19 protein-coding genes and 1 tRNA gene are annotated in these 25,054 nt (G+C 43.6%); 9 read left to right on the forward strand and 11 right to left on the reverse strand.

Going from position 1 to position 25,054, the window contains the following annotated elements; all coding sequences use genetic code 11:
- The first annotated feature begins 15 nt into the window (after window positions 1–15).
- The 5 genes from BZL35_RS00355 to BZL35_RS00375 all read left to right on the forward strand — a co-directional run bounded on the left by BZL35_RS00355 (window position 16) and on the right by BZL35_RS00375 (window position 4,744).
- Window positions 16–1,497 carry an NADH-quinone oxidoreductase subunit M gene (locus BZL35_RS00355; RefSeq protein ID WP_106181746.1) on the forward strand — a complete coding sequence of 494 codons (1,482 nt, stop codon included), beginning with the start codon at window positions 16–18 and terminating at the stop codon, window positions 1,495–1,497.
- An 18-nt stretch (window positions 1,498–1,515) separates the two neighbouring features.
- Window positions 1,516–2,985 (forward strand): NADH-quinone oxidoreductase subunit NuoN, encoded by a 1,470-nt coding sequence (gene nuoN, locus BZL35_RS00360; RefSeq protein ID WP_106181748.1) that lies wholly within the window; start codon window positions 1,516–1,518, stop codon window positions 2,983–2,985.
- Between the two features lie 30 nt (window positions 2,986–3,015).
- On the forward strand, window positions 3,016–3,327 hold the full coding sequence (locus BZL35_RS00365) for a DUF2818 family protein (protein WP_106181750.1): 312 nt from the start codon (window positions 3,016–3,018) through the stop codon (window positions 3,325–3,327).
- 521 nt (window positions 3,328–3,848) lie between these two features.
- A complete protein-coding gene (locus BZL35_RS00370) occupies window positions 3,849–4,313 on the forward strand; it encodes a DUF1178 family protein (protein ID WP_106181752.1) in 465 nt (154 codons plus the stop codon).
- A gap of 346 nt (window positions 4,314–4,659) precedes the next feature.
- Window positions 4,660–4,744, forward strand: a tRNA-Leu gene (locus BZL35_RS00375).
- 195 nt (window positions 4,745–4,939) lie between these two features.
- Here BZL35_RS00375 and secF read toward each other — a convergent pair.
- The 4 genes from secF to tgt all read right to left on the reverse strand — a co-directional run bounded on the left by secF (window position 4,940) and on the right by tgt (window position 9,462).
- A complete protein-coding gene (gene secF / locus BZL35_RS00380; RefSeq protein ID WP_106181754.1) occupies window positions 4,940–5,914 on the reverse strand; it encodes a protein translocase subunit SecF in 975 nt (324 codons plus the stop codon).
- Window positions 5,915–5,937: 23 nt separating this feature from the next.
- Complete coding sequence (secD, locus tag BZL35_RS00385; protein ID WP_106182804.1) at window positions 5,938–7,818, reverse strand: protein translocase subunit SecD; 1,881 nt, start codon at window positions 7,816–7,818, stop codon at window positions 5,938–5,940.
- Window positions 7,819–7,918: 100 nt separating this feature from the next.
- A complete protein-coding gene (yajC, locus tag BZL35_RS00390; RefSeq protein ID WP_106181756.1) occupies window positions 7,919–8,248 on the reverse strand; it encodes a preprotein translocase subunit YajC in 330 nt (109 codons plus the stop codon).
- A gap of 86 nt (window positions 8,249–8,334) precedes the next feature.
- Window positions 8,335–9,462, reverse strand: coding sequence for a tRNA guanosine(34) transglycosylase Tgt (tgt, locus tag BZL35_RS00395; protein ID WP_106181758.1), 1,128 nt, complete (start codon window positions 9,460–9,462; stop codon window positions 8,335–8,337).
- 764 nt (window positions 9,463–10,226) lie between these two features.
- Between tgt and recG the strand changes: the two genes are divergently transcribed.
- A complete protein-coding gene (gene recG, locus BZL35_RS00400) occupies window positions 10,227–12,356 on the forward strand; it encodes an ATP-dependent DNA helicase RecG (protein WP_420837017.1) in 2,130 nt (709 codons plus the stop codon).
- Window positions 12,357–12,766: 410 nt separating this feature from the next.
- Here recG and BZL35_RS00405 read toward each other — a convergent pair whose 3' ends face one another.
- Window positions 12,767–13,348, reverse strand: coding sequence for a thiamine phosphate synthase (locus BZL35_RS00405; protein WP_106181760.1), 582 nt, complete (start codon window positions 13,346–13,348; stop codon window positions 12,767–12,769).
- A gap of 184 nt (window positions 13,349–13,532) precedes the next feature.
- Here BZL35_RS00405 and ubiA point away from each other — a divergent pair, with 184 nt between their 5' ends.
- Entirely contained in the window at window positions 13,533–14,405 is an 873-nt protein-coding gene (gene ubiA / locus BZL35_RS00410; protein WP_106181762.1) for a 4-hydroxybenzoate octaprenyltransferase, read from the forward strand.
- A 61-nt stretch (window positions 14,406–14,466) separates the two neighbouring features.
- On the opposite strand, the gene BZL35_RS00415 is transcribed toward ubiA, so the two are convergent.
- The 4 genes from BZL35_RS00415 to BZL35_RS00430 all read right to left on the reverse strand — a co-directional run bounded on the left by BZL35_RS00415 (window position 14,467) and on the right by BZL35_RS00430 (window position 19,279).
- On the reverse strand, window positions 14,467–15,177 hold the full coding sequence (locus tag BZL35_RS00415) for a YggS family pyridoxal phosphate-dependent enzyme (protein WP_106181764.1): 711 nt from the start codon (window positions 15,175–15,177) through the stop codon (window positions 14,467–14,469).
- A gap of 252 nt (window positions 15,178–15,429) precedes the next feature.
- A complete protein-coding gene (gene aroG / locus BZL35_RS00420) occupies window positions 15,430–16,503 on the reverse strand; it encodes a 3-deoxy-7-phosphoheptulonate synthase AroG (protein ID WP_106181766.1) in 1,074 nt (357 codons plus the stop codon).
- Between the two features lie 403 nt (window positions 16,504–16,906).
- The gene (tldD, locus tag BZL35_RS00425; RefSeq protein ID WP_106181769.1) at window positions 16,907–18,367 is read right to left on the reverse strand and encodes a metalloprotease TldD; all 1,461 of its coding nucleotides are present in this window, start codon (window positions 18,365–18,367) and stop codon (window positions 16,907–16,909) included.
- A gap of 57 nt (window positions 18,368–18,424) precedes the next feature.
- Window positions 18,425–19,279: a carbon-nitrogen hydrolase family protein gene (locus tag BZL35_RS00430; RefSeq protein WP_106182806.1), complete on the reverse strand. Its 855-nt coding sequence runs from the start codon at window positions 19,277–19,279 to the stop codon at window positions 18,425–18,427.
- On the opposite strand from BZL35_RS00430, the gene BZL35_RS05005 reads away from it, so the two are divergent.
- Complete coding sequence (locus BZL35_RS05005) at window positions 19,197–19,436, forward strand: hypothetical protein (RefSeq protein ID WP_181276550.1); 240 nt, start codon at window positions 19,197–19,199, stop codon at window positions 19,434–19,436. The two genes, BZL35_RS00430 and BZL35_RS05005, sit on opposite strands and share 83 nt — an antisense overlap.
- A gap of 1,332 nt (window positions 19,437–20,768) precedes the next feature.
- Here BZL35_RS05005 and recN read toward each other — a convergent pair.
- On the reverse strand, window positions 20,769–22,433 hold the full coding sequence (gene recN, locus BZL35_RS00435; protein WP_106181771.1) for a DNA repair protein RecN: 1,665 nt from the start codon (window positions 22,431–22,433) through the stop codon (window positions 20,769–20,771).
- Window positions 22,434–22,480: 47 nt separating this feature from the next.
- Entirely contained in the window at window positions 22,481–23,422 is a 942-nt protein-coding gene (locus BZL35_RS00440) for an NAD kinase (RefSeq protein ID WP_245916301.1), read from the reverse strand.
- Between the two features lie 488 nt (window positions 23,423–23,910).
- Here BZL35_RS00440 and hemH point away from each other — a divergent pair, with 488 nt between their 5' ends.
- Entirely contained in the window at window positions 23,911–24,963 is a 1,053-nt protein-coding gene (hemH, locus tag BZL35_RS00445) for a ferrochelatase (protein WP_106181775.1), read from the forward strand.
- Window positions 24,964–25,054: the final 91 nt, after the last annotated feature.

Consider the following 25,054-nt stretch of genomic DNA (forward strand, 5'->3'; position numbering starts at 1 on the left):
GGGGACTCAATTACAATGCAATCGTTACCGCTTCTGAGTCTGAGCATTTGGTTCCCTATTCTGTTTGGCATTGTTGTTCTCGCAGTTGACTCGGACCGTCATCCATCTCTGATCCGTTATCTGTCCCTAATTATTGCGTTTGTTAGTTTTTTAATGACCTTGCCGTTGATCTTGAACTTCAATGCCAACACACCGGTGCTGCAGTTTATTGAGAGAACGTCTTGGATCTCCCGTTTCAATATTCAGTATTTTCTCGGTATCGACGGTATTTCGCTTTGGCTCGTGGTTTTGACTGCATTGATTACGTTAATCGTCGTGATTGGTGGCTGGAAGATAATTACTGATCATATCTCCCAGTACATGGCCGCATTCCTCATTCTTTCGGGTCTCATAATTGGTGTCTTCAGCGCACAGGATGGTATGTTGTTCTACGTGTTTTTTGAAGCAACGTTGATCCCGATGTATTTGATTATTGGGATATGGGGTGGGCAGAATCGTGTTTACGCGGCGGTGAAATTCTTTCTATATACATTGCTTGGCTCGTTATTGATGTTGGTGGCGCTCATTTATTTGTATAGCATATCGAATTCATTCGCACTGTTAGATTGGTATGCTATTAAGATTCCTATGGGCATACAGATTATGTTGTTTATCGCGTTCTTGATGGCTTTTGCTGTGAAAGTACCGATGTGGCCGGTACATACATGGTTGCCGGATGCTCACGTTGAAGCCCCAACGGGTGGTTCTGTTGTGCTGGCTGCAATCATGCTCAAACTTGGGGCTTATGGTTTCCTGCGTTTTTCTATGCCAATTACGCCGGATGCTAGCCACTATTTATCCGGCTTCATGATAGCGTTGGCGCTAACTGCTGTTGTCTACATCGGTTTTGTTGCTTTGGTACAGACTGATATGAAGAAGCTGGTTGCCTATTCATCAATTGCTCACATGGGTTTCGTCATCCTTGGTCTTTTCATGTTCAGTGAAATTGGTATAGAAGGTTCGATGGTACAGATGATCTCGCATGGTTTTGTATCGGGCGCAATGTTTCTGTGTATTGGAGTGCTGTATGATCGCCTACACTCGCGTGAAATCACTGATTACGGTGGGGTCGTAAATACTATGCCGAAGTTCGCGGTCTTGTTCATGCTTTTCACGATGGCCAACAGCGGAATGCCAGCCACCTCAGGTTTTATAGGTGAGTTTTTGGTGATTCTTGGTGCCGTGAAGTTTAATTTTTGGGTAGGTTTGCTTGCGGCGACCTCCTTGATAACTAGTGCCGCTTATTCCCTGTGGATGTACAAGCGTGTGATGTTTGGACCTGTTGTAAATGATCATGTGCAGATGTTGGCCGATATCAATAAACGCGAAATGCTTATTCTTTGTATCTTGGCCTCTTTGACGTTATTTATGGGTATGTACCCAAAGCCTTTTACTGATCTGATGCATTCTTCGGTGGTGAATTTCCTTACCCAAGTATCGCAGACTAAACTGCCGTAATCTGGGAAAAACACAGTAATGCAAAACTTAAATTTATTGCCTGTATTACCGGACGGAATTTTGCTGATCATGATCATGGTGATCATGATCAGCAGTGCATTTTTTGTTCAGAATAGCAAAATTCATTATGCACTATCAGTGGCGACGACGGCTTTTTTGGTGGTGAATTACGCTATCGCAGCTTCTGATTCTGAGTCATACCATTTCTTTAGTAATATGTTTGTAGCCGATCCGATATCGAATTTACTCAAAGCATTTTCGAGCTTAGCTGTATTGGTGACCTTTATTTATAGCCGTGACTACTTGGAAGCACGGAGGCTGAATAGCGGTGATTTTTACGTACTAAGTTTGTTCTCGCTATTGGGGCTGGCAGTTATGATTTCTGGCAATAATTTCCTGTCGATATACCTTGGACTGGAAATGATGTCGCTCTCGCTGTATGCCCTGACTGCGATTTGGCGCGATTCCAAAAGTTCTATTGAATCGGCTATGAAGTACTACGTTTTGGGTGCATTAGCTTCTGGCTTCTTGTTGTATGGAATGTCGATCATGTATGGTGCGACTGGATCACTAGAATTGGCGAGGATATCCGAAGTGATTTCTTCTGGTATCCCTAATAAGCTTATCTTTGTGTTTGGCACTGTATTTATCGTGTCAGGTATTGGATTTAAGTTAGGCGCTGCACCTTTTCATATGTGGGTTCCCGATGTTTATCAAGGTGCGCCTACTCCAGTTACCTTGTTGATTGCTAGTGCTCCGAAATTGGGAGCGCTTGCTTTGCTTCTGCGTTTACTAGTCGAAGGTATGCTTCCTCTTGCTATCGATTGGCAACAAATGTTGATGATCTTGGCTGTTCTATCGCTAGTGGTGGGTAATCTTACTGCTATCGTTCAGACAAATACGAAGCGCTTGCTGGCTTACTCTACGATCTCGCACATGGGATTTCTACTGCTTGGTATGTTTTCAGGCGTGGTTGATGGAAAGCTTGATGGCATTGAAAGCGCTTATGCTTCTTCTTTATTCTACAGTATCGTATACTTGCTGACGACGCTCGGGGCCTTTGGTATTATCCTTTTGCTTTCACGGAAAGATTTCGAGGCCGAGCAGCTAGTGGACCTCAAGGGTTTGAGTAAACGTAGCCCATGGTTTGCCTTCGTCATGTTGATGTTGATGTTTTCGTTGGCTGGTATTCCACCGTTTGGTGGTTTTTATGCGAAACTCGGAGTGCTTCACGCTGTTATCAATGCTGGCATGACTTGGTTGGCTGTAGTGGTAGTTCTTTTTTCGCTGATTGGTGCATTCTATTATCTTCGTATCGTGAAGATAATGTATTTTGATGAGCCACAAGATGTTGCACCGTTGCAAAGTGGTACATCAATGCGCGTGCTGTTGTCACTGAATGGTTTAGTATTATTATATTTGGGAATATTGCCGGATATGCCAATGGATTGGTGTATCCAATCCATTCGAGCTACACTGGCTATATAAGCGCTAATGATAGTGGGTTGCCATCAAATCATGAGTGTATCTACGGGAAGTGCATTAGTGATTCTAATAGCGTTATTGGGTGCAAACCTACCATTTTTGAATCAGCGGCTGTTTGCTATATTTCGGATAGATCATCCGATTAAACCGCTGAGATGGCGATTGATGGAGATGGTGGCGACTTATTTTGGAGTTGGTCTGCTCGCTTTTTTAGTAGAGTCATTCATTGGGGATGTTTTTATACAGGGCTGGGAATTTTATGTTACTACAGTAAGCTTGTTCGCTGTTTTTGCTTTTCCGGGTTTTGCGTATCGTTATCTGTCTTGTCGCCGGCATCTTATGTAATAATTTTAATTGTATCTCTGGTTTTATTGATGAGGAAACATCTGGGGATGATGCAGCTTTCTTACAGCGATGAACAACATGCTGTTGAAATTTTTTTTCATGAGTTTAGCTTTTTCTGATGAGGAATTCTTCCTGATTGAATTACTAAATTTTTCGTTTGAAAAATAACAGTATCGGCAACGTTCGGGAATTCTTGATCTGCCGTTGTAGTCGTGAATATTTCGATGTATACGCTCTCTCTACTTGTATGTCGTGAATGATTTCCGTTCTATAAACAAAAAATTTGACTGTGTTGTTTGAGGAAGATTGGCAAATAGCGGTGTAATTGCGTTATTTGACACGTATCTAATCCATGAGGGCAATTTGCCATTTTTAACGAATTGTGTCATGGTTCAAGATGAGCCGCTGGTATGGCAAACGTAAAAGATGGTCGCTACATTTTCGGTAGAGAAATATTAGAATATATAGCAGGATGGCGAATATTCGCCACTGCGTTGATAGAACCAAGGATTTTCTGAATCATGAAGGTTTTTGATTTGCACTGTGTGTACGATCATATATTTGAGGGTTGGTTCAGCTCGGAAGCTGATTTCTTCACTCAGCAGGAGCGTGGACTTCTCGTGTGTCCCATTTGTGGTGATGCTACGGTGACACGATTACCCTCGGCACCCCGTTTGAATCTCTCAGGCGCTACTATAATGGAGAACAATCAGTCGACTAAGATGTCGGGCGTAAAGGTTGACTCATTAGAGATACACCATAAATTGCAAAATTTATGGATGAAGGCGGTGCGTCATGTTATAGAGACTACAGAGGATGTTGGAGATCGCTTTGTTGAAGAGGCTCGCCGTATTCACTATCATGAGGCTCCTGAACGGAATATTTGTGGTAATGCTGCACTTGAGGAAACTCTGGCATTGGTGGAGGAGGGTATCGATGTGATGTTGCTCCCGTTGCCTAAAGGTGTTAAGGAAACGTTACAGTAAGTTTTTCTTTTATTCAAAAAGCAAATTAGAGTGCTTGGAATATTGTACATATTACAGGTGATATCGGATTCTTTTTTACTTTATGAGTTGTGTCGTCCTCATGCTGGAAATGATTAATAGCACGCTCACCCATGTTAATAATATTTGCCGTATTAACATGGGTGTATCCTGAACGAGTTTTTATAAGCATTTATCTTTCAATATTGTCAGCTTATCCATTATCCAGTGAATACATTTGAAAAAATTGGTAATAAATGTTTGAATGCTTGTCTACAAAGAATTATTCCTGGATAATTGAGTCATCTAACGCATGTAATGAATATTTTTAGTTTATTTGCATGTAGCTGCCCAGGTGGTGAAATTGGTAGACGCAGGGGACTCAAAATCCCCCGCCGAGAGGCGTGCCGGTTCGATTCCGGCCCTGGGCACCAGTTCGATATCAAGTTTGAAATGTTTTTTCCTGTTCAAGATTATTTATTCTTTGTTTTTTATTCAGTGTTTTTCAAGAAAACACTGAATAAAAAATCGGTCTAAACGATATCGAACACAGTGTTTTTAAGCATCAACTGGCTTAGACTCGATTTTGAGATTTTTTACTGAGAGGTGTAATCCCTCGTATAATGCGCCTAAACGCGAGCACCGTAGTTTGGATCAGTGCGTGTGAGTGTTCCACTATCTTTTTTATTGTATCTGATTACATCATCGCGTTTCACACCAAGCCACATTGCGATAGCAGCAGCGACGAATACTGAGGAGTAGATTCCGAATAAGATGCCAACGGTCAGTGCCAAAGCAAAGTAGTATAGCGTTTGGCCTGCGAAAAATAACATTGATAATACCATTATCTCCGTGCTTAAATGCGTAATTATGGTACGCGATATCGTTGTGGTGATGGCGTGATTGATGACTTCTTGGACCGTGGCCTTACTCATCTTTCGGAAGGTTTCTCGGATCCGATCAAAAATTACGACCGACTCATTTACCGAATAACCAAGAACGGCGAGCAGGGCTGCTAGTACTGGTAGGGAAAACTCCCATTGAAAATAAGCAAAAAAGCCAAGAATGATGACCACGTCGTGTAAGTTTGCAATCACGCCAGCCAATGCGAATTTCCATTCGAAGCGGAACGACAGATAAAAAATTATACCAATAACCACGAATAGAAGCGCTAAAAAACCACTGGTAAATAATTCTTTACCGATTTGTGGGCCAACGAACTCCACACGCTGTAACTGAGCATTGGGTGTGTCTTTTTTGATCGATTTAAATACAGTTTCGCTTTGTAGAGTACTTGAAAGTGGTTTACCCATAGGATCATTTTGGATAGGTAAACGTATCATTACGTTACGCGAAGTACCGAAGTTCTGCACTTGTACATTCCGATATCCTAATTCACTCATCATGCTACGGATCTTCTCAAGGTTAGCCGTCTCTGTGTAAGCCACCTCCATCACCGTACCACCAGTGAACTCGTGAGATAGGTATAACCCGCGTGTGATCAGAAAAAATACAGCGGCCAAGAACGTTATAACAGAGATGACGTTAAAGGCAATGGCATGCCGCATAAACGGTATATCTTTTTTGATACGGAAAAATTCCATTTTTCTTTCCTCGAGCGAGTAGATTATTGCTCAGCTGCATTTATGTCTTGTGGTTTCCACACTTGACCGATAGAGAGAGTTTTTAGCTTGCGACGGCTGCCGTACCATAGGTTAACCAGTCCTCTAGAGAAGAAGACTGTGGAGAAAATCGACGTTAAGATCCCTAGACAATGTACTACCGCAAAGGCGCGTACGGGTCCTTTACCGAACGTAAGTAGAGCTAGCCCTGCGATGAGGGTCGTTACGTTTGAATCGAGGATGGTCGACCAAGCATGTTCAAAACCGAGCGTGATTGCTTTCTGTGGCGAAGCGCCGGCGCGTAATTCTTCACGGATACGTTCATTGATTAGTACGTTTGCATCGATAGCCATCCCGAGTGTTAATGCGATAGCGGCCATTCCTGGCAAGGTTAGAGTGGCTTGTAGCATCGATAGTACTGATACTAATAGGAGTAGATTAAATAACAGGGCGATTACAGAGAAGACACCAAACAGCATATAGTATGCGCTCATGAAGATGCTTATGGCGATTAGACCATACATGACTGAATCGAAACCTTTTTTTATATTGTTACTGCCAAGACTTGGACCAATGGTGCGTTCTTCTATAATTTCCATTGGTGCTGCCAATGAGCCAGCTCGCAGTAAAAGAGCCAGGTCATTAGCATCTTGTGCTGAGCCTATGCCAGTAATTTGAAAGTTTTCACCCAGTTCGCTGCGGATGTTTGCGACCGTGAGCACTTCACCTTTACCTTTTTCAAAAAGTACAATTGCCATTGGCTTACCAATGTTGTATCGCGAAATATCGCGAAGCACGCGACCACCGGCTGAATCCAGCTTGATGTTGATGCACGGTTGTTGATGTTCGTCAAAACCGACAGAAGCACTGGCAATGCGTTCGCCGCTAAAGATTACCTCCCGTTTTAACAGTATAGGAGTACCATTGTTATGAGAAAATATCTCATATTGCGGAGGGGGTGGTATTGAGAGATTTAGCAAGCTTGATGCATCTAGATCCGTTAGACGAGCTTCTAGCGTTGCAGTGCGACCGATAATGTCTTTTGCCTTTGCTGTGTCTTGAATACCAGGTAGTTGGACGACGATTCGGTCTGATCCTTCCTGTTGTATCAGAGGTTCAGCTACGCCAAGTTCATTAACTCGATTGTGCAGCGTGATGATATTTTGCTTGACAACGGTGTCTTGTAAGGTTTTTCGTATGTTTTCTGTGAGCTTACCAGTGACTTTAAATTTTGCATTTTTATCTAATGATACCGTGTATTGCAGATCGGACAGATTATTGGTCAGTACCCGATGTGCTCTGTTTGCTTCATCTTGCGATGCTAAGATTACTTCGATGCCGGACGTTTTCCGAGTTAGGCCGTTATGCTTGACATTTTTTTCTCGTAGCAAAGCACGTGCATCACTAGCCGAAGTGTCAAGATGCTTGTTGATTGCATTATCTATATCGACCTGTAACAAGTAGTGTACTCCACCTCGTAGATCTAGTCCCAGATACATTGGCAGCGCATGTATTTTTGTCATCCATTTTGGAGATGAGGAAAGTAAGTTCAGGGCAACTATGTAATTTGGTTCCGTAATATCAGTATTGAGAGTAGTTTCTAGCAGGTCTTTTGCATGCAACTGCGTGTCAGTGTCTGCAAAACGTACGTGCAGAGTGAAATTATTGCCAACTCTGTTGAAAATAGTGCCTTGATAAGCAATGTTATGTGTTTTTAGCGTATCTTCAATGTGTGTTAGTAGAGCCGAATCAACTTGCATGATTGACTTAACGCTAGAAATTTGAACCGCTGGTGTTTCTCCAAAGAGGTTTGGTAGCGTGTAGAGCATACCGATGGCTAATGCCAGCAGAATAGTGATATATTTCCAGAAAGGATAGCGATTCATAGCGGCGGGCAAACAAAAAATGCCTCGACGGATCACGTGTGTGGCGCGTGCTTCATATTCCCTTGCCGCGCCGCCATGTTGTCGAGAGCCGTGCGGCAGATTAAAGTGCCTTGATAGTACCTTTCGGTAACAAGGCTGTGATGGCGCTCTTTTGGACGTTGATCTCAACGTTTTCAGTAATTTCAACATTGACAAAGTTTTCACCGACTTTCACAACGCGACCTAATATCCCACCAGATGTGATGACTTCGTCACCTTTAGTGATAGCAGCTAACATATTGCGATGCTCTTTTTGACGCTTCATCTGTGGACGGATCATGACAAAGTACAGTACAACGAACATCAGTGCGAGTGGCAAAAAGCTTGTTAGATTACTCATTGGACTGGAAGTGCTTGCCGTTTCGGCAAAAGCATTGGAAATGAGCGACATGATCGATTCTCCTTATTTGAGTGAAAAGCACATAATTTTACCACTGCCTGGTTATGTTTCTTGTCTGTTTATTAGAACGGAATTTATTACACACCGCGGGCGCGTTCTGCATGGAACTTCACTTTGAAGGAACTGAACTGGTGAGCTTCGATTGCTGTCCGAATTTCTTGCATGAGTGTGAGATAGTAGTGAAGATTGTGAATTGTATTGAGGCGTGCCCCTAAAATTTCTCCGGCCCGTTGCAAATGATGTAGATAGGCGCGAGAGAAATTAAGACATGCGTAGCAGTCACAAGTTTCATCCAGTGGGCGTGTGTCGTTCTTATGTACCGCGTTTCGGATCTTGAGATCACCAAAACGTGTGAATAACCAACCATTACGTGCGTTGCGTGTAGGCATGACGCAATCAAACATATCGATAGAAGCTGAGACCCCAGCGACTAAATCTTCTGGGGTGCCAACGCCCATTAGATAGTGTGGTTTATTGGTGGGTAAGTAAGGAGCAATATATTTGAGTACGCGTAACATTTCTTCTTTTGGTTCCCCCACAGAAAGACCACCGATGGCATACCCGTCGAAATTCAGATTAGTCAGACCTTGTAAAGATTCATAACGCAGGTGTTCATACATTCCACCTTGTACAATACCGAAAAGAGAATTCGTATTTTGTAGACGACTAAATTCTTCTAAGGAGCGTTTCGCCCATCGTAGAGACATGCGCATTGATTTTTCAGCTTCGTCTTCTGTGGCTGTACGACCTTCTATTTTGTAAGGCGTACATTCGTCGAACTGCATAACGATGTCTGAGTCCAACACATGTTGGATTTGTATTGAGATTTCGGGTGAGAGGAAAAGGCTATCGCCATTTACTGGCGAAGCGAATTTGACGCCTTCTTCACTGATTTTTCGTAAATTTCCAAGGCTGAAGACTTGAAAACCCCCTGAGTCAGTCAGAAGTGGATAATTCCAACCTATAAACTTGTGTAAACCACCGTGGGTGGCAATCGTTTTTAAACCTGGATTTAGCCACAGGTGGAATGTATTACCCAGAATAATCTGAGCTTTGTTCTCTCGCAACTCCGTAGGCGACATGGCTTTTACTGAGCCATAAGTGCCTACTGGCATGAAAATTGGAGTCTCAACGATACCGTGATTCAGAGTTATACGACCTCGGCGGGCTTGACCGTCAGTGGTGATGAGTTCGAACTTGAGCATATTGGAAGAGTGCCAAGTAGCACGCGGCGCTGAAACGCCCGTGCGATAGTATTTAGTGGGTGGCACCCCATGTGCCACCAATATAGGTATTGTAACGGGCTTATGAGCTGAGCGTATCCTGCTGTGACACTGTGAAAATTTATGTGCGATGACGATATAGATATTGGGTAGATGCGTTGCGGTTACTATTCAGTTTAGATACTTTGCATGTGAGATACCTGTGGTGTTATGAAATTATATGTTTTACATAGAAAGGGTGTCGTGGCATTTCATTACCGTGTCTGAAAAAGTGATGAGTTTCAGAAACATTGGATCAATGAGCTTGTCTGCATAAATTTTCAGTGTTGGAAAATATTCGTCTGAAGATAGACATAGTTTATTTTTGAAATTTAGTGTGTTTGATTTTTTCTTCGTACAAAATTTGATTTGATGAGTCTAGGCAAGACACAGATTAACAATTCTGAAAATTACCACTTGATAAATTGATCCAGAGAGACTGCATGTCGATTTAAAGTAAATATCTTTTATTCTGGGTAGAGCAAAAATTTTTGGGGTATAAATGTTACTCAGTGTATAAAATCGAAGTGGAAAGGGATATAGATGAACGTTTTCAATCTTTAGAAGTGGTTAATTCCTATTGTTCATTGTTTATTTGTGACTGACCCATCGGATTTTATGTTTGCTGCATGGTGTTGTTTATGTCAACAGAATCTACTTATACTTCTTATCTTATCGATCGGATTGCTACGGATAAAAATCATTGGATGAATGTAAAAAACGCTCGTGAGATAAGATCAAAGAAAGGCTACAAGATTTCTTCTACTATATCTGCTCATCCAACTGCCACGAAGCGGTTTAATGCAGATAGTTTGAGAAAACTGGGCCTTAAGCGTGATATTGATTTAATCCTTCATTTGCCTATGCGTTACGAAGATGAAACTACGTTACGCAAGATTGGTGATTTGTTGCCGAGCGAGTTGGCGCAAGTCGAAGGGACGGTTATGCTGAGCGAAGTTTCCTATTCTCCCCGACGCCAATGGATAGTCAAAATTGCTAATAATGGTGACGAATTAATACTGCGGTTTCTAAATTTTTACGGTAGTCAGCAGAAAAAACTATCGATTGGCACGCGGGTACGGGTACGTGGAGAAGTGCGTTCTGGCTTCTTAGGATTGGAGATGGTACATCCGTCTTATCGTGTAGTCTCCGAAGGGCAGATGCTACCGGAGACATTGACTCCTATATATCCAAGTGTGGCAGGATTGAGTCAAACATATTTACGTCGCGCCATTACGAATGCGATCGAGCGAACACCATTGCCGGCATTGTTGCCGACGGGTTTGATTGAAGAGGCCATTGATGCTCCGATGGTTTTACCATCATTAGCTGATGCTGTGCGGTTTTTGCATGCACCGCCATCGCATATTTCTGTAGTGACATTGTCAAAACGCAGTCATCCTGCATGGTTACGCATTAAATGCGAAGAATTACTGGCACAGCAGCTTTCACTAAAATGTGTGCAATCCACACGCCACCACTTAAATGCTCCGGTTTTTAGCATGCCTCTTCCTGGTGGCATTCTCGAACGATTCGAGGCGGGATTACCATTTCGTTTAACTATTGCTCAGCAAAGGGTTTGGAAGGAAATTTATACTGATCTTTCAGCGCCACATCCGATGCAACGTTTGTTGCAAGGTGATGTTGGCAGCGGTAAAACCATCATTGCGGCACTTGCTGCGGCGCATGCTATCGACGCGGGCTACCAAGCGGCTGTGATGGCGCCTACTGAAATTTTGGCAGAACAGCATATGCGCAAGTTTTTCATATGGCTTGCACCACTTGGTGTGAGGGTGGTTTGGCTAGTGGGGAGTATGAAAACCAAAGAAAAGCGCGAGGTGTTGAAAAAAATAGCCAGTGGTGAGGCACAGCTTATCATCGGCACACACGCAATCATTCAAGATACTGTAAAATTTTTTAGTTTGGGTATATCAATCGTTGATGAACAACATCGCTTTGGTGTTGCTCAGCGCCTTGCTTTACGTGGGAAGATCCATTCAATCAACAGTGATACTGTGCCGAACCAGTTGATGATGAGTGCTACTCCAATTCCACGGACACTCGCGATGACGTATTATGCTGATCTTGACGTATCTGTGATTGATGAGTTACCGCCTGGTCGCAAGCCTATCGTTACGAAGCTAGTGCCGACCACACGCCGTCAAGAAGTCATGGAACGTGTACGTCTGGCTGGGCTGGCTGGCCGACAGATTTATTGGATTTGCCCACTCGTTGATGAAAGCGAATCGTTACAATTGCAGACAGCTGTTCACACTCATGCACAATTAGTGGCGTCATTGCCAGAGTTGCGTGTCGGCCTTATGCACGGACGATTATTGCCTACTGAGAAAATCGAAGTGATGGCGGCGTTTGCGAGTGGCGAATTGGATTTGCTGGTCGCTACCACGGTGATTGAAGTTGGCATGGATGTGCCGAATGCCTCATTGATGATCATTGAGCATGCAGAGCGTTTCGGCTTGGCGCAGCTCCATCAGCTTCGGGGGCGAGTTGGACGTGGCTCGACAGAGTCTATTTGCCTGCTTATGTATTCGAGCCCTTTGTCGATGACGGCCAAGGCACGTTTGAAGACGATGCGTCAGACTACTGACGGCTTCGCCATTGCACAGCGTGATCTGGAGATTCGTGGACCGGGAGAGTTTCTTGGCGCGCGCCAATCTGGAGCGGTCATGTTGCGTTTTATTGACTTGGTCGAGGATGCTTGGCTTATTCCCGGTTTGCAAGTTGTTGCTGAGATGTTACTACGCGAGCATCCACATACTGTAACAGCTCATCTTGATCGATGGCTTGGCGCGCGCGATGAGTTTTTGCAGGCTTGAGATATTTACCTCCATCCGATTGAGTTAGGACTACATAGCTTAATGTAATGCCCTAAAAATGTATTGATACAGATGGAACCGAGTTGGGATGCCAAAAAATGGTCTTTGGCTGAAATAGTATTACACAGACAAAGATATACTCTTCTTCCGTCCAGACTATGTATGGTCTTGGTCTTTCGGACTGGTGCACTTGTAAAAACTATCATTAGAAGAATACGGAAAATCGATTCTAGAGGAGAATTTCGCATTCAGCGAATACATGTGATTTTTATATTTAAAAAATAAAATTTTTGAATTTGGATAACGTGTTTATCACGAAATGTGAATTATCTACTCATTTCCGAATTTCGACGGTATATAAAATTGCCAATCTTACCGAGATGAACGCGTATGCTACTAGACTTTACATGTTAATACCAAAGGCCACGGATTGCGGCAATGCCATGTGCCCCAGCAGCTTTGGCTCGCGCGAGTTCTTTTGGTGTCATCCCACCTAAGGCGAAGATCGGCACCTTAGTTGAATTTGCTAGGTGTGAAAATTTTTTCCATCCGATGGGAGCAGCATTGGGATGCGTAGCGGTTGAAAGAACTGGTGATAGTGTTACGAAATCTAGTCCGATCCGCTCTGCTTGAGTGAGTTGCAATTTATTATGGCAAGCTCCGCTCACAAATAAATAGCCTTCTGGCCGCTTTTTTGCGGCTAAAAGGCGTGGTACGGAAAGATGAATACCATCAGATACTATCCGGATTCCGACATCTTCTGGTGGATTGATTATGAGGTGTGCGTTATGAGCATGGCATAACGTTAGGATGGGTTCGACAAACGTCATATATTCGATGACACTCAAGTAACGGCTCCGTAACTGCACTAGACGTATGCCTCGTCTTAATGCCTTAGACAGGTTGATGAGAAAAATTTCTTTGTCAGGGGCATCTGCTGGATCGGGAGTAATCAGTAAGTGATCAGGTAAAGTAGTAGAAGTCGAGTACATGGAGCCCAAAATGTAGGGAGTATAGGACGAATAGATGGATTTTTACACGTTGTCTAATGGTGAAAGTTACTTGGGTACGTGAAAGAGATAGTGGTGAGGGTAATCCTTGGTATTGTTCACGAGGTGCCATAAAATGGTGAATACTTTATAAGTTTATATTCTTTTAGTTTTGGTTTTTCACCTTATGTTTTTTATCGATTCCTTACCCTTATATTTTCGACTGGTTCGTTTAGATAAACCAATTGGTACGATGTTGCTGCTTTGGCCAACATTATCCGCATTATGGATTGCGTCAGATGGATGTCCCAGTACAGGGTTATTGCTTATTTTTACCATTGGCACATTTTTGATGCGTTCAGCTGGTTGTGCGATTAACGATTATGCTGATCGTGATTTCGATAAGTTTGTAAAACGTACTAAAGATCGACCTATCACATCTGGTCGAATTCCCGCATGCTCAGGACTTGTAGTTGCCGTTATTCTATCGCTGATCGCTTTTTCGATGATCTTGTCACTCAATGTGCTCACGAAGTGGTTGTCGCTCATTGCAGTATTTATAGCTGGTACCTATCCATATACAAAGCGATTTTTGTCGATTCCACAAGCGTATCTGGGAGTGTCGTTTGGATTTGGCATCCTCATGGCATTTTCTGCGGTTCATGGAAAAGTACCGCCGCTTGGATGGATTTTATTGCTTTCTAATGTCTTCTGGTCAATAGCTTACGATACGGAATATGCAATGGCTGATCGCGATGATGATATCCTGATTGGTATCAGAACCTCAGCTATCACATTCGGTCGTTATGATGTTTTTGTCATTATGATGTGTTATTACGCAGCGCTTGGTATTCAGGCCGCAGTTGGCATATTTCTAGGTTTTGGATGGCCTTTCTGGGTAGGTATGGCGTTCGCTTTTGCCTGCACGATTTACCACTATCAGTTAATTCGCGGCCGCGACTGTATGCTATGCCTTTGCGCTTTCCGAAATAACAATTGGCTTGGAGCTGCTGTGTTTTTAGGGATTGTTATTCATTTTTTACTCACTCCAGGACATTGATGGATTGACACGTTTTGATGATTAGCCACTGCGTACTTATTAGTTTCCACACAAACTATATTCAATTACGTGCCCCGAAAATGGCTGTCCCTACACGTACTATGGTTGCTCCTTCAGCGATTGCTGTTTCTAGGTCATGTGACATACCCATTGAGAGGGTATCAAGTGCAAGGCCATAAGTATTTAAGCGTTCATACAGCATCCGGAGCGTGGCGAACTCACAACGCTGGGCGATCGGATCTGTTGTCGCTTTTGGTATGGTCATTAGGCCACGCAGCTGTATATTTGGCAAGCTGGCAACAGTTTTTGCTAAAATTTGGACGTCCTCTGGCATCGTACCACTCTTGCTAGTTTCACCGCTAATATTGACTTGTAAACAGACTTGTAAAGGAGGTAAATACGCTGGTCGTTGTAATGACAAGCGTTCCGCTGTTTTTAAGCGATCAACTGAATGTACCCAGTCAAAATTTGTTGCCACAAGCTTTGTTTTATTAGTTTGTAATGGTCCGATGAAATGCCAAATGAGGCGTTTTTGAGTGTTTTCATTGTAAGTTGTGTTGGCTAGCTCAGTCATTTTTTCGAGTGCTTCTTTGACGTAATTCTCTCCAAAGGACTGTTGACCAGCCACAACCGCTTTACGGATGGTATCACTGGAACAGTTTTTAGAGACAGCCAACAAATGCACGTCCTTGGGTTGACGGCCTGCCGCAGTTGCGGCTGCATGGATACGAGAAATAACTATGTCAAGGTTTTCTGCGATAACTGGTGGCATGGAGAAATTTTCAGGAGCTGATGGTGGAAGAAGGTAGATTCAAGCTTATTAGATGGAAAGTGTACGTAGTACTTTTTCTTCTTCCTTCCTATAAGAGCTGAAAAAGCATTAAGCCAAGTTTTTTAACGTCGAGCCCTGTTGTCAATAGTAATTTTTTTATCCTATTAATTAGGGATACATGAGGCGAAAACTAAGATTCCGAATTCGCCTCCAATGTTTTTTACTACTTAGTAGAAGTAAAGTATCTATCGCTTAGTTTCCCGCTCCTCTTACTAAACGCCGTGCTTGAACCGCTTTTGCGAGATTATCTAGTAACGAGACACTGCTTTCCCAGTCGATGCATGCGTCGGTAATACTTTGACCATAGGTCAGTGGCTTATCTAGGACGAGATCTTGCCGTCCGGCGGTAAGATGCGATTCCACCATCACACCAATTATGCGCTCTTCACCCTGCGCAATTTGTTGGGCAATGTTTGCACAAACTTTGATTTGATTCTCGTGATTTTTTTGGCTATTAGCATGAGAGGCATCGACCATTACACGTTGTGCTAATCCCGCTTTCGAGATATCTTCACAGGCAGTTTGTATACTAGCTGAATCGTAATTTGGTGTTTTTCCACCCCGCAAAATCAGGTGGCAATCTTCATTGCCTGCAGTCGATACAATGGCAGAATGGCCTCCTTTCGTGACGGATAGAAAATGGTGTGGTTGAGAGGCTGCTTTAATGGCGTCGACGGCGATTTTAACATTGCCGTCAGTACCATTTTTGAATCCCACTGGGCATGATAACCCAGATGCGAGCTCGCGGTGGACTTGAGATTCTGTGGTTCGTGCGCCGATTGCCCCCCAAGATACCAAATCAGCGATGTATTGGGGGCTGATCATATCAAGGTATTCCGTGCCTGCTGGCAATCCCATTTCGTTGATATTTACCAAGAGCTCACGGGCCATACGCAAACCGTCATTAATCCTGAAACTGTTGTCCATGTAAGGATCGTTGATTAGTCCTTTCCAACCCACCGTGGTACGTGGTTTTTCGAAGTAGACACGCATGATGATCTCTAGATCTGCTTTGAAGCGTTCGCGTTGGCTCGTTAGATTTCTTGCATACTCTACTGCAGCTTTGGTGTCGTGGATTGAACACGGGCCTATAATCACCAGAAGACGGTCTTCCATACCGTGTAGCACTCGGTGAATTGCATTGCGCGTATGATAGATGAGGTGTGCGCTTTTTTCTGAACAAGCATATTCACGGATCAAATGTGCAGGTGGTGTTAGCTCTTTGAGTTCTCGGATACCAACATCGTCGGTGTTATACGGTGGCATGAAACTTCTCCTAAAATGCAATGCGTCAACTCAGTTTTGGTGTCGGTAAAAAAACCAAAAACCGCCAGATGAACTGGCGGTTTTTGGGGATCTTTTTGGTGTATTAGCACCCATCTCCTTCCGCCAGTTTGAGATTTGCAAAAAAATAAAAGTAAAGTTTTGCGGCCATGACGTTGGAGTGTTGTACAAGTTTAGTGAACACAAGTGAGACTTTTACTATCTTTGATAGGGATAGATTATTATCCCCTATGATTTCACTTGGAATTGAGTGTCGACTTTATACTGCTTCGAGGTTGCTCGCAAGCGCATCATGGTGCAAATTTTGTAGAATACTGTGATTCTGTCGAAAATTCTTGTTGTGTAGTAATAGTATATTCATGGTGAATTTAAAAATATTACTCTTTTAAGCAGTACCACCCACAGTCATTTTTTCCATCCGCAACGTCGGTTGGCCTACGCCGACCGGCACACTTTGACCCTCTTTACCACAGACACCAACGCCGGAGTCTAGAGCCATATCCTTGCCGATCATAGTAACTTCTTTAAGGGATTCTGGGCCATTGCCGATTAATGTTGCTTCTTTAACCGGGTAGGTTACTTTACCGTTCTCAATCATGTAAGCCTCCGACGTGGAAAAAACAAATTTACCGCTGGTAATGTCCACTTGACCGCCTCCGAAGTTGACGGCGTATAGCCCATGTTTTACTGATGAGATGATTTCATTGGGGTCTTTATCACCTGCTAACATGTAAGTGTTGCTCATGCGTGGCATGGGTAAAGTAGCATAAGATTCCCGTCGACCATTTCCAGTGAGTGGCATTTTCATGAGTCTTGCATTGAGACTATCTTGCATATAGGCCTTCAATATGCCATCTTCGATTAGCGTAGTGCATTGGGGGGTGTTCCCCTCATCGTCGATGTTTAATGAGCCTCGTCGATTCGGTAGCGTACCGTTGTCCACTACGGTAATACCTTTCGCAGCAACGCGTTCACCTAATCGTCCTGAGAAGGCAGATGATCCTTTACGGTTAAAGTCTCCCTCCAAACCGTGACCTATTGCTTCGTGTAAAAGTATACCTGGCCAGCCTGGACCGAGGACAACAGTCATAGTCCCTGCTGGTGCTGGGCGCGCGTCGAGTTTGACGACGGCACTGTCCACTGCTTCGTATGCATAACGCTCTAATAGCTTGTCGGTAAAGTAATCATAGTCTAGTCGAGCGCCACCGCCGCTATTGCCTATTTCACGTTTTCCGTTCGATTCGACGATTACGGTAATTGATAAGCGCACCAGCGGGCGTACATCGGCTGCCATCATACCATCACTACGGGTCACCAAGATAACATCATATTCACCTGTCAAACTTGCCATGACTTGGGTAATGCGTGTATCACGTGAGCGAGCTAGTGTCTCAATTCGTTCAAGCACTCCTACTTTTTTGTTTGCATCAAGTGAGTTCAGTGGATCACACGGTAGGTAGCATGCAGAGCTTTTGGGACTTTTAAAATTTCCCCCGATTCTGGTTTGATTACAACCAGCTGCAGCAATGCTACGAGTAGCTGCAGTGGCTTCTTTTAGGGCGGTATTAGAAATAGAATTAGAGTACGCAAAAGCGGTTCGGTCTCCCACAATGGCACGAACTCCAACGCCTTGATCAATTGAGAAAGAACCCGATTTAACGGTCCCTTCTTCTAGGAACCAAGCTTCACGGCGAGTATATTGGAAATAGAGATCAGCGTAATCGATGCGATGAGTGAAGATGTCGCCGATCGCACGCTGTAAATCTTTTTCGTCAAGATTATGAGGTGTCAGCAATAATCCACGAGCAGTGGCTAAATTCTGAATACCGATGTCGATGATTTTCATGCGATGTATCGTGCTAAGAAGATGTCGATAAGGAATAAAGAAGAAGTTTGAGAAAAGTTAAATACTAAACACTCGATGGCGTAGTGCTGGCAGGCTTTCTCTAACCGATGTTAGTCGTTCGCTTTCGATTTTCCCCGTGATGATACCTGGGCCTTCCCCTTCTTTGATGGCTAAGATATCCCCCCATGGGTCGATTAACATCGAGTGACCCCACGTATGTCTTCCATTTTCATGATGCCCACCTTGGGCGGCAGCTAAGACGTAACATTGGTTTTCAATTGCCCGTGCCCGTAGCAGAATTTCCCAATGGGCACGACCAGTCGTATAAGTGAAGGCAGCTGGAAGTGCCATGAGGGAACAGTCACTCATGGCTCGATACAATTCGGGGAAACGTAAATCGTAGCAGATAGACAAGCCGACCCGTCCGAACGGAGACTCAAAGGTACACAACTTATCGCCTGGATGAATGGTGAGTGCTTCGTCGTAGGATTCTTCTCCTGTGAGAAATTCGAAGAGATGAATTTTGTTGTAACGAGCTGCAATACTACCGTCAGGTTTAAAAACGATAGTGGTGTTTAAAATCCGATTAGGTTTTACCGATATGAGCGGGATAGTACCAGAGATCAGCCAAATACCATAGTGCTGGCTAATTTTGGCCAAAAAATTTTGAATTGGCCCATCACCGAATTTTTCAGCTATTGGAAGCTTTTCGCTATCTTGATGGCTCATAGAACAAAAGTATTCTGGGAGTAAGATTAGTTTTGCACCGGCCTCTACGGCCATAGCGATGAGATGCTTCGATTCCGTTAGATTACGTTCGACATCTGGTGTGCTCACCATTTGCACTGCGCCTATTTCGGTTGGAGCGAAGGCATGGGTTGATCTCGATCTGATTGAGAGTTTAGGTGTCATCATCATTTCTGTGATGGTTGAGATGTTTGATATTACTCAGGATCCTAAAGTGAAGTGGACAGTAATGGGAAATGGTTTGCCACTTTCGCTTTTATTGAATCTGCTTCGCTTGATTCCAAAATTATTCCACGAACTGTTCACGAGGTATTCTTGTTAGAAGATTTTAGAGAGTTATTGGCTCAAAATTAATTGAGGAAAGAGCTGATATCGAACATAGGTTTCATAAATGCGTAAACGAGTGAAGCGAAACCAGTATTAATATTTGGTAGAAAAATCACTTTAAAATTTCTAGCGGAGCTCGATTCTCCTTACGCAAAGTAAGATCATGGATCTTTTCTTTCTATTCGTTTTCGATTGTATTTTTTCCTATACTGTCGAATAGTAAGGACGGTGCTGTATTTATCAGTTTAATTGAGATGTTGATGGCAGCGAGATGTATTTTTAAAGTCAGTCAACTCATGCTTTTAAAGTTAAAATCGATTCATATCCGTGCTGCAAGTAGTTTTCTCTACGATCAATGCTTAACGTGCGTGGTAAGCATGCTGCTCATCCTGTCAGTCAGAAATAGCTAATGCAGAGCTTCGAGGTTCTAGTCGGTGGCATGCCTATATCGATGAAGGTGTATGAGTCACGCTTGGAAGGATATTGCGCCTTCTGCGTGTTGAAGTGCTCTGTACTATGTTGATGCAGCGTGACTTGGAAGGCATGCTTATTTATATTAAATTTGATTTTCTTTTAGGATGGATGATGAAGACGAGCGTGCCTGGGAAGCTTATACTGGGGTAGCTTAATGATTCGTTAATTTTTTAACTGCGCATACTTAGGGGCTGTTATTCGACGTGGATCTGCGATTGAGGTCGAATAGTTTATCATGATTGTTAGTCACAACTTTAGAGGTCTTTGTCAGTACCAGTTTTATGAAGGTAGAGCCAATACGGCATTGGTTTGGGAGCATCACGCCTTCACACGTGCAAGATACTTCGCAGACGATCAAGAGATTGGTACTTCTTTTGAGGACATATGCAAGCAAGTGTTGATGGCATAGTGAGAAGCTTTTCTGTTAGCAGAAGAGATGATTACGATGCATCATAAGAACATCCGAATCTCACGCTGTTTTTTACCTAAAGTATGATTGTGGGAGGTATAGCTCAATAACAGAACCCAATGCAGTATTGGGTTCTGTTATATGCTGGGAAAGAACCATCATTGCAGCGCAATGATTTAAGCCAATACCACGCTGTCGCGTGAGACAGCGATGCCAGTTTTAATTGACTCCACCCTTGCTGAGCCAGTGAGCCCTAATATATCTTATGTGTCGATTCATAAAGTTTAGGCTATGACGGCATAGAGGAAGTACGTGTTATTAGCACTGAGGTTGAGCAAGAACGTATAGCTGTTGCTGCATTATGGGTATCGGTGTTTAGTTCTCATTGAAATAAAGAAGACAGTCAAAGCTTTGAGCATTCGGTTTGACGGTGGGCAAGCAAGGCTACAGTTCGAGCATTTCTTGTGCATGTTTGCGTGTTGTGCTGGTAATTTCGACGCCGCCAAGCATGCGGGCGATCTCTTCAACACGTTCGTTGTGTATGAGTGACACGATTTCAGTGGTTATTGAATTACCTTTGTTACACTTCTTAACACGCATGTGTTGATGACCTAGTGCTGCAACTTGCGGGAGATGGGTAACGCATAGGATCTGCCGCTTTTGTCCTAATTTTCTCAGAAGTCGACCAACAACTTCAGCAATGGCACCACCGATGCCAGAGTCAACTTCATCGAAAATCAAGGTCGTATTTAGATCGGTACTGCTGACTATGACTCGTAATGCTAAGTTTATGCGAGCCAACTCTCCCCCCGATGCTACCTTGATTAAAGGTCGTGTTGGTATAGCATGGTGGCTTGCAACGAGAAATTCTGGAGTTTCCAATCCAAATGATTGGGCCTGAGCCGTAGGAGTGAGTGTGACTTCAAACCGGCTGCCAGGCATGCAGAGATCTTGCATCGCACCAGTTACTTGTTGTGATAGTGAGGCTGCGGCTTTTTTGCGTTCTTTTGATAAAATTTGTGCCAGAGATAGATATTGATCGTAGGCTATTTGTAAAGCTGATTGCAGATCGGTGATGTCTTCAGAGACACTCAGTTTGTCGAGTTGAGCTCGCCGTGTTTGGAGCTCTTGGGATAATTCTTCGGGAGACACGCGAAATTTTCGGGCAGCGGAATGTAATGAGGCGAGTCTGGTTTCGACAATTTCGAGGCGCTCAGGATCGAGGTTGATTGTCTGTACGTATTGCGTCAGTGAATGTACAGCTTCGTGTAAATAGATTTCAGCTGGTTCGAGTGCGGCAAGTGTTTCACTCAGTGCAGCATCAATTTCTTTTAGTTCACGCATACGATGCACTGTGTTATGTAGCATTTGAACGATTGATTGATCTGCTTCGGCGAGGGTCGCAAGTGCTTCTTGTGAGCCAATGATGAGACTGGCGGCTTGAGATAGGCGTCGATGTTCACAATTGATGTTGTCCCACTCTCCCGCTTGCGGATTTAGTCTATTTAGTTCAGAGACTTCCCATTCGAGCCGTTCACGCTCTATTTTTAAATCCTTGTTACATCTTTTTGCTTCTTCGTACTTTTTTATAAACGACTGCCATTTACGATAGGCTTCCTCAGTTTTAGCCGCGACTTTATCTAAGCTGCCATAACCGTCGAGTATCTTGCGTTGCACGTCTGTGTGAAGCAGTTGTTGTTGTGTATGTTGTCCGTGAATAGCGACTAGCATACACCCTAGCTCTCGCAGTTGAGAGAGTGTCGTCGGGGTGTTGTTGATAAAAGCGCGTGAACGTCCATGGCTGTCAAAAACACGTCGAAGTACCATACAACCATGTTTTTTGAGCGGAAGTGATTGTGCTTGCAGCCATGCTTGGAGATCTGGACGTGCTAAGGTATCACCTGTAAATTCAGCCGTTATGCTGGCGCCAGTTTGGCCTCTACGAATCATTCTAGCATCACAACGTTCACCAAGTGCGATTGATATGGCATCGATTAAAATCGATTTACCTGCGCCAGTTTCGCCTGAAAAGACCGTAAACCCGTCCGAAAATTCTAGGTCAAGTCGATCGACAATTACGAAATCTCGAATTGAGAGGTTGCGTAGCATGGTTTATTCAGAAAACGTTTGATGTCTTATCACCACACGTAAGCATTTCAAGACAGATCATCTTCCTTGGAAATATGTTGGTTCCAATGGAGTTTGCGTCGCAAGGTGGCGTAATAGTTATATCCAACTGGATGTAAAAAGGTTACATTGTGCTCAGAACGATTAATAATTATTTGATCTCCCAAAAGCAATTCGCTGAATGATTGCATGTCGAAATTTACCCCGACTTCTGGGGCTGCCTCGATAGTGATGACGATCTCTGTAGTGTCTGGCAATACAATCGGTCGGTTCGATAGTGCGTATGGTGCAATTGGCACGAGTACGACACCACCTAGCATAGGATGTAAAATCGGGCCTGAAGCGGATAGCGCATATGCTGTGGAGCCGGTTGGCGTCGCTACGATGAGTCCATCGGAACGTTGCTTGTACATGAAACGTCCATCAACATCGACACGAAGCTCGATCATTCCAGAGAGTCCGTTACGGTTGACTACAACATCGTTAAATGCAAGCGTTTCATATAGCACATTGCCATCACGTTTTACTCGTGCGGCCAACAGAGTTCGCTGTTCAGCTTCAAACTGTCCCTCTAACATCGATGGTATAACATGATGCATTTGATGTAGTGGGATATCTGTGATAAAGCCAACACGCCCGTGATTTACACCTATCAAAGGGACGTGGGTCGCCGTCAATTGGCGACCCACGCCTAGCATTGTGCCATCGCCACCTATGACGATGGCAACATCCGCTTGCGAGCCAATTTCTTGGGTGTCAAGTGCAGTATAATTGGCTGCGGCAGCACCGATGTTATGAGCTGTATCGTGTTCGAAAACGACATGATGACCACGTTGCGAGATATTATTTGCCAAGGATAACAGCGGATCGGCAATGCCTTGGGCATTGTACTTACCAAAGAGAGCAACAATTTTAAAAGGATTTCCAGTTTCCATCTTAGCATTACACCATAAGTCTATGGTACTCACCATTGCTATTGTTACAATTTATGTTTTTAGTGAATTTAGGGGATAGAAAACCACGCTCGACGAGACATAATCACTTCAAAAATATTCTCTGTCGTCCCGAATACAATAGATAAACACATGATCTTCCATTTTGAGTTAAGAGATTAGTATTTTCTAGATTTTTATTTCAGATTCATATTTCTAGATGACTACTGGTCGCTTGATTTTCTCTTAAGTTCTCATGGTCACGTAGTTACCATGAGAACTTAAGATGCTTATTTTCAAACAATATATTGATATTCCTCCTTTTTCGGGAATAGTTGTGTAATTTTTGTTAGATACATCCTATTTTTCTAGAATTATTAGCAGATAGCTGTCAAGATTAGGACCGTTCCTGTGTTTTTTGGTCAAAGTGTCAAATACAACTGTGATTGGACATTTCTGAACCTTTTCCTCTCCCGTATTCTCATCATCATGTGAGAAGGGTAAATGATCCGATAAAGTAGACCCTCATGCGCTTTGACAAAGAATCTCACATGCTTCATGGGCGGCCGGGAAAGACAGCAGTGCTTCTTATTAACCTTGGCACGCCAGACGAGTTTCGACCAGCTTCTGTTCGCCGTTATCTGCGAGAATTTCTATCAGATCCACGTGTTGTAGAAATTCCTGCGGTGATTTGGAGACCTTTGTTGCGTTTCGTTATCTTGCCCTTGCGAAGCCGTCAGTCGGCCAAGAAATACGCCACGATTTGGACTCCTGGAGGATCGCCTTTGAGGCTCTATACGGAGCGTCAAACCACTGCACTCCGTAAGTTATTACATCTTGCCGATTATGATGTGCTAGTGGAGTATGGTATGCGATATGGTAATCCACCTATTCGTGAAAAAATTAGAGAATTGAGGCAGGCTGGGGCTGAACGTATTCTTGTGTTGCCTCTTTACCCGCAGTATTCGAGCAGTACCACAGCCACTGCAATGGATGAGGTATTTCGTGTACTTTGTCATCTACGTAATCAACCTGACATTCGTACAGTAGGTCATTATTATGATCATCCTTCATACATTGATGCATTGCGTCAGCAGATCGAATCCTATTGGGAGCAGCATGGTCGTCCCGATTTTGACAATGGTGATCGGCTTTTGCTAAGTTTTCATGGGATGCCTCGTCGAACATTTGATCTTGGTGATCCCTACCATGATCAATGCGTCAAGACCGTAAAGTTGCTCGTCGCAGCCCTACATTTGTCAGAAATGGAATGTTTTCTTACTTTTCAGTCTCGTTTTGGTCCTGCAAAATGGTTGCAGCCATATACCGAACCGATGCTTCAGAAGCTAGGACACCTTGGAACTCATCGGGTTGATGTTTTTTGTCCCGGTTTTACGTCTGATTGCTTGGAAACTCTTGAAGAAATTTGTCAAAGAGGCCGGCAAGTATTTACCGCCGCAGGAGGCACAGTCTTCCATTTCATTCCTTCTTTGAATGTTTCTTCTGCTTGGATCACTGCCTTGGGAGAAATTGTAGCGTGCCATCTACAGGGTTGGCCAGTTCTTTCTAAATTGGACTAACATCGAACGAGCGTCAATAATGTAGTCATGCTATTACGCAACAATTTTTTCGTAATGGCAGTTGAAAAGCAAAACATTGTGGATGTCTATC

It is taken from the genome of Candidatus Pandoraea novymonadis, from assembly GCF_003004665.1.
GTDB lineage: Bacteria > Pseudomonadota > Gammaproteobacteria > Burkholderiales > Burkholderiaceae > Pandoraea > Pandoraea novymonadis.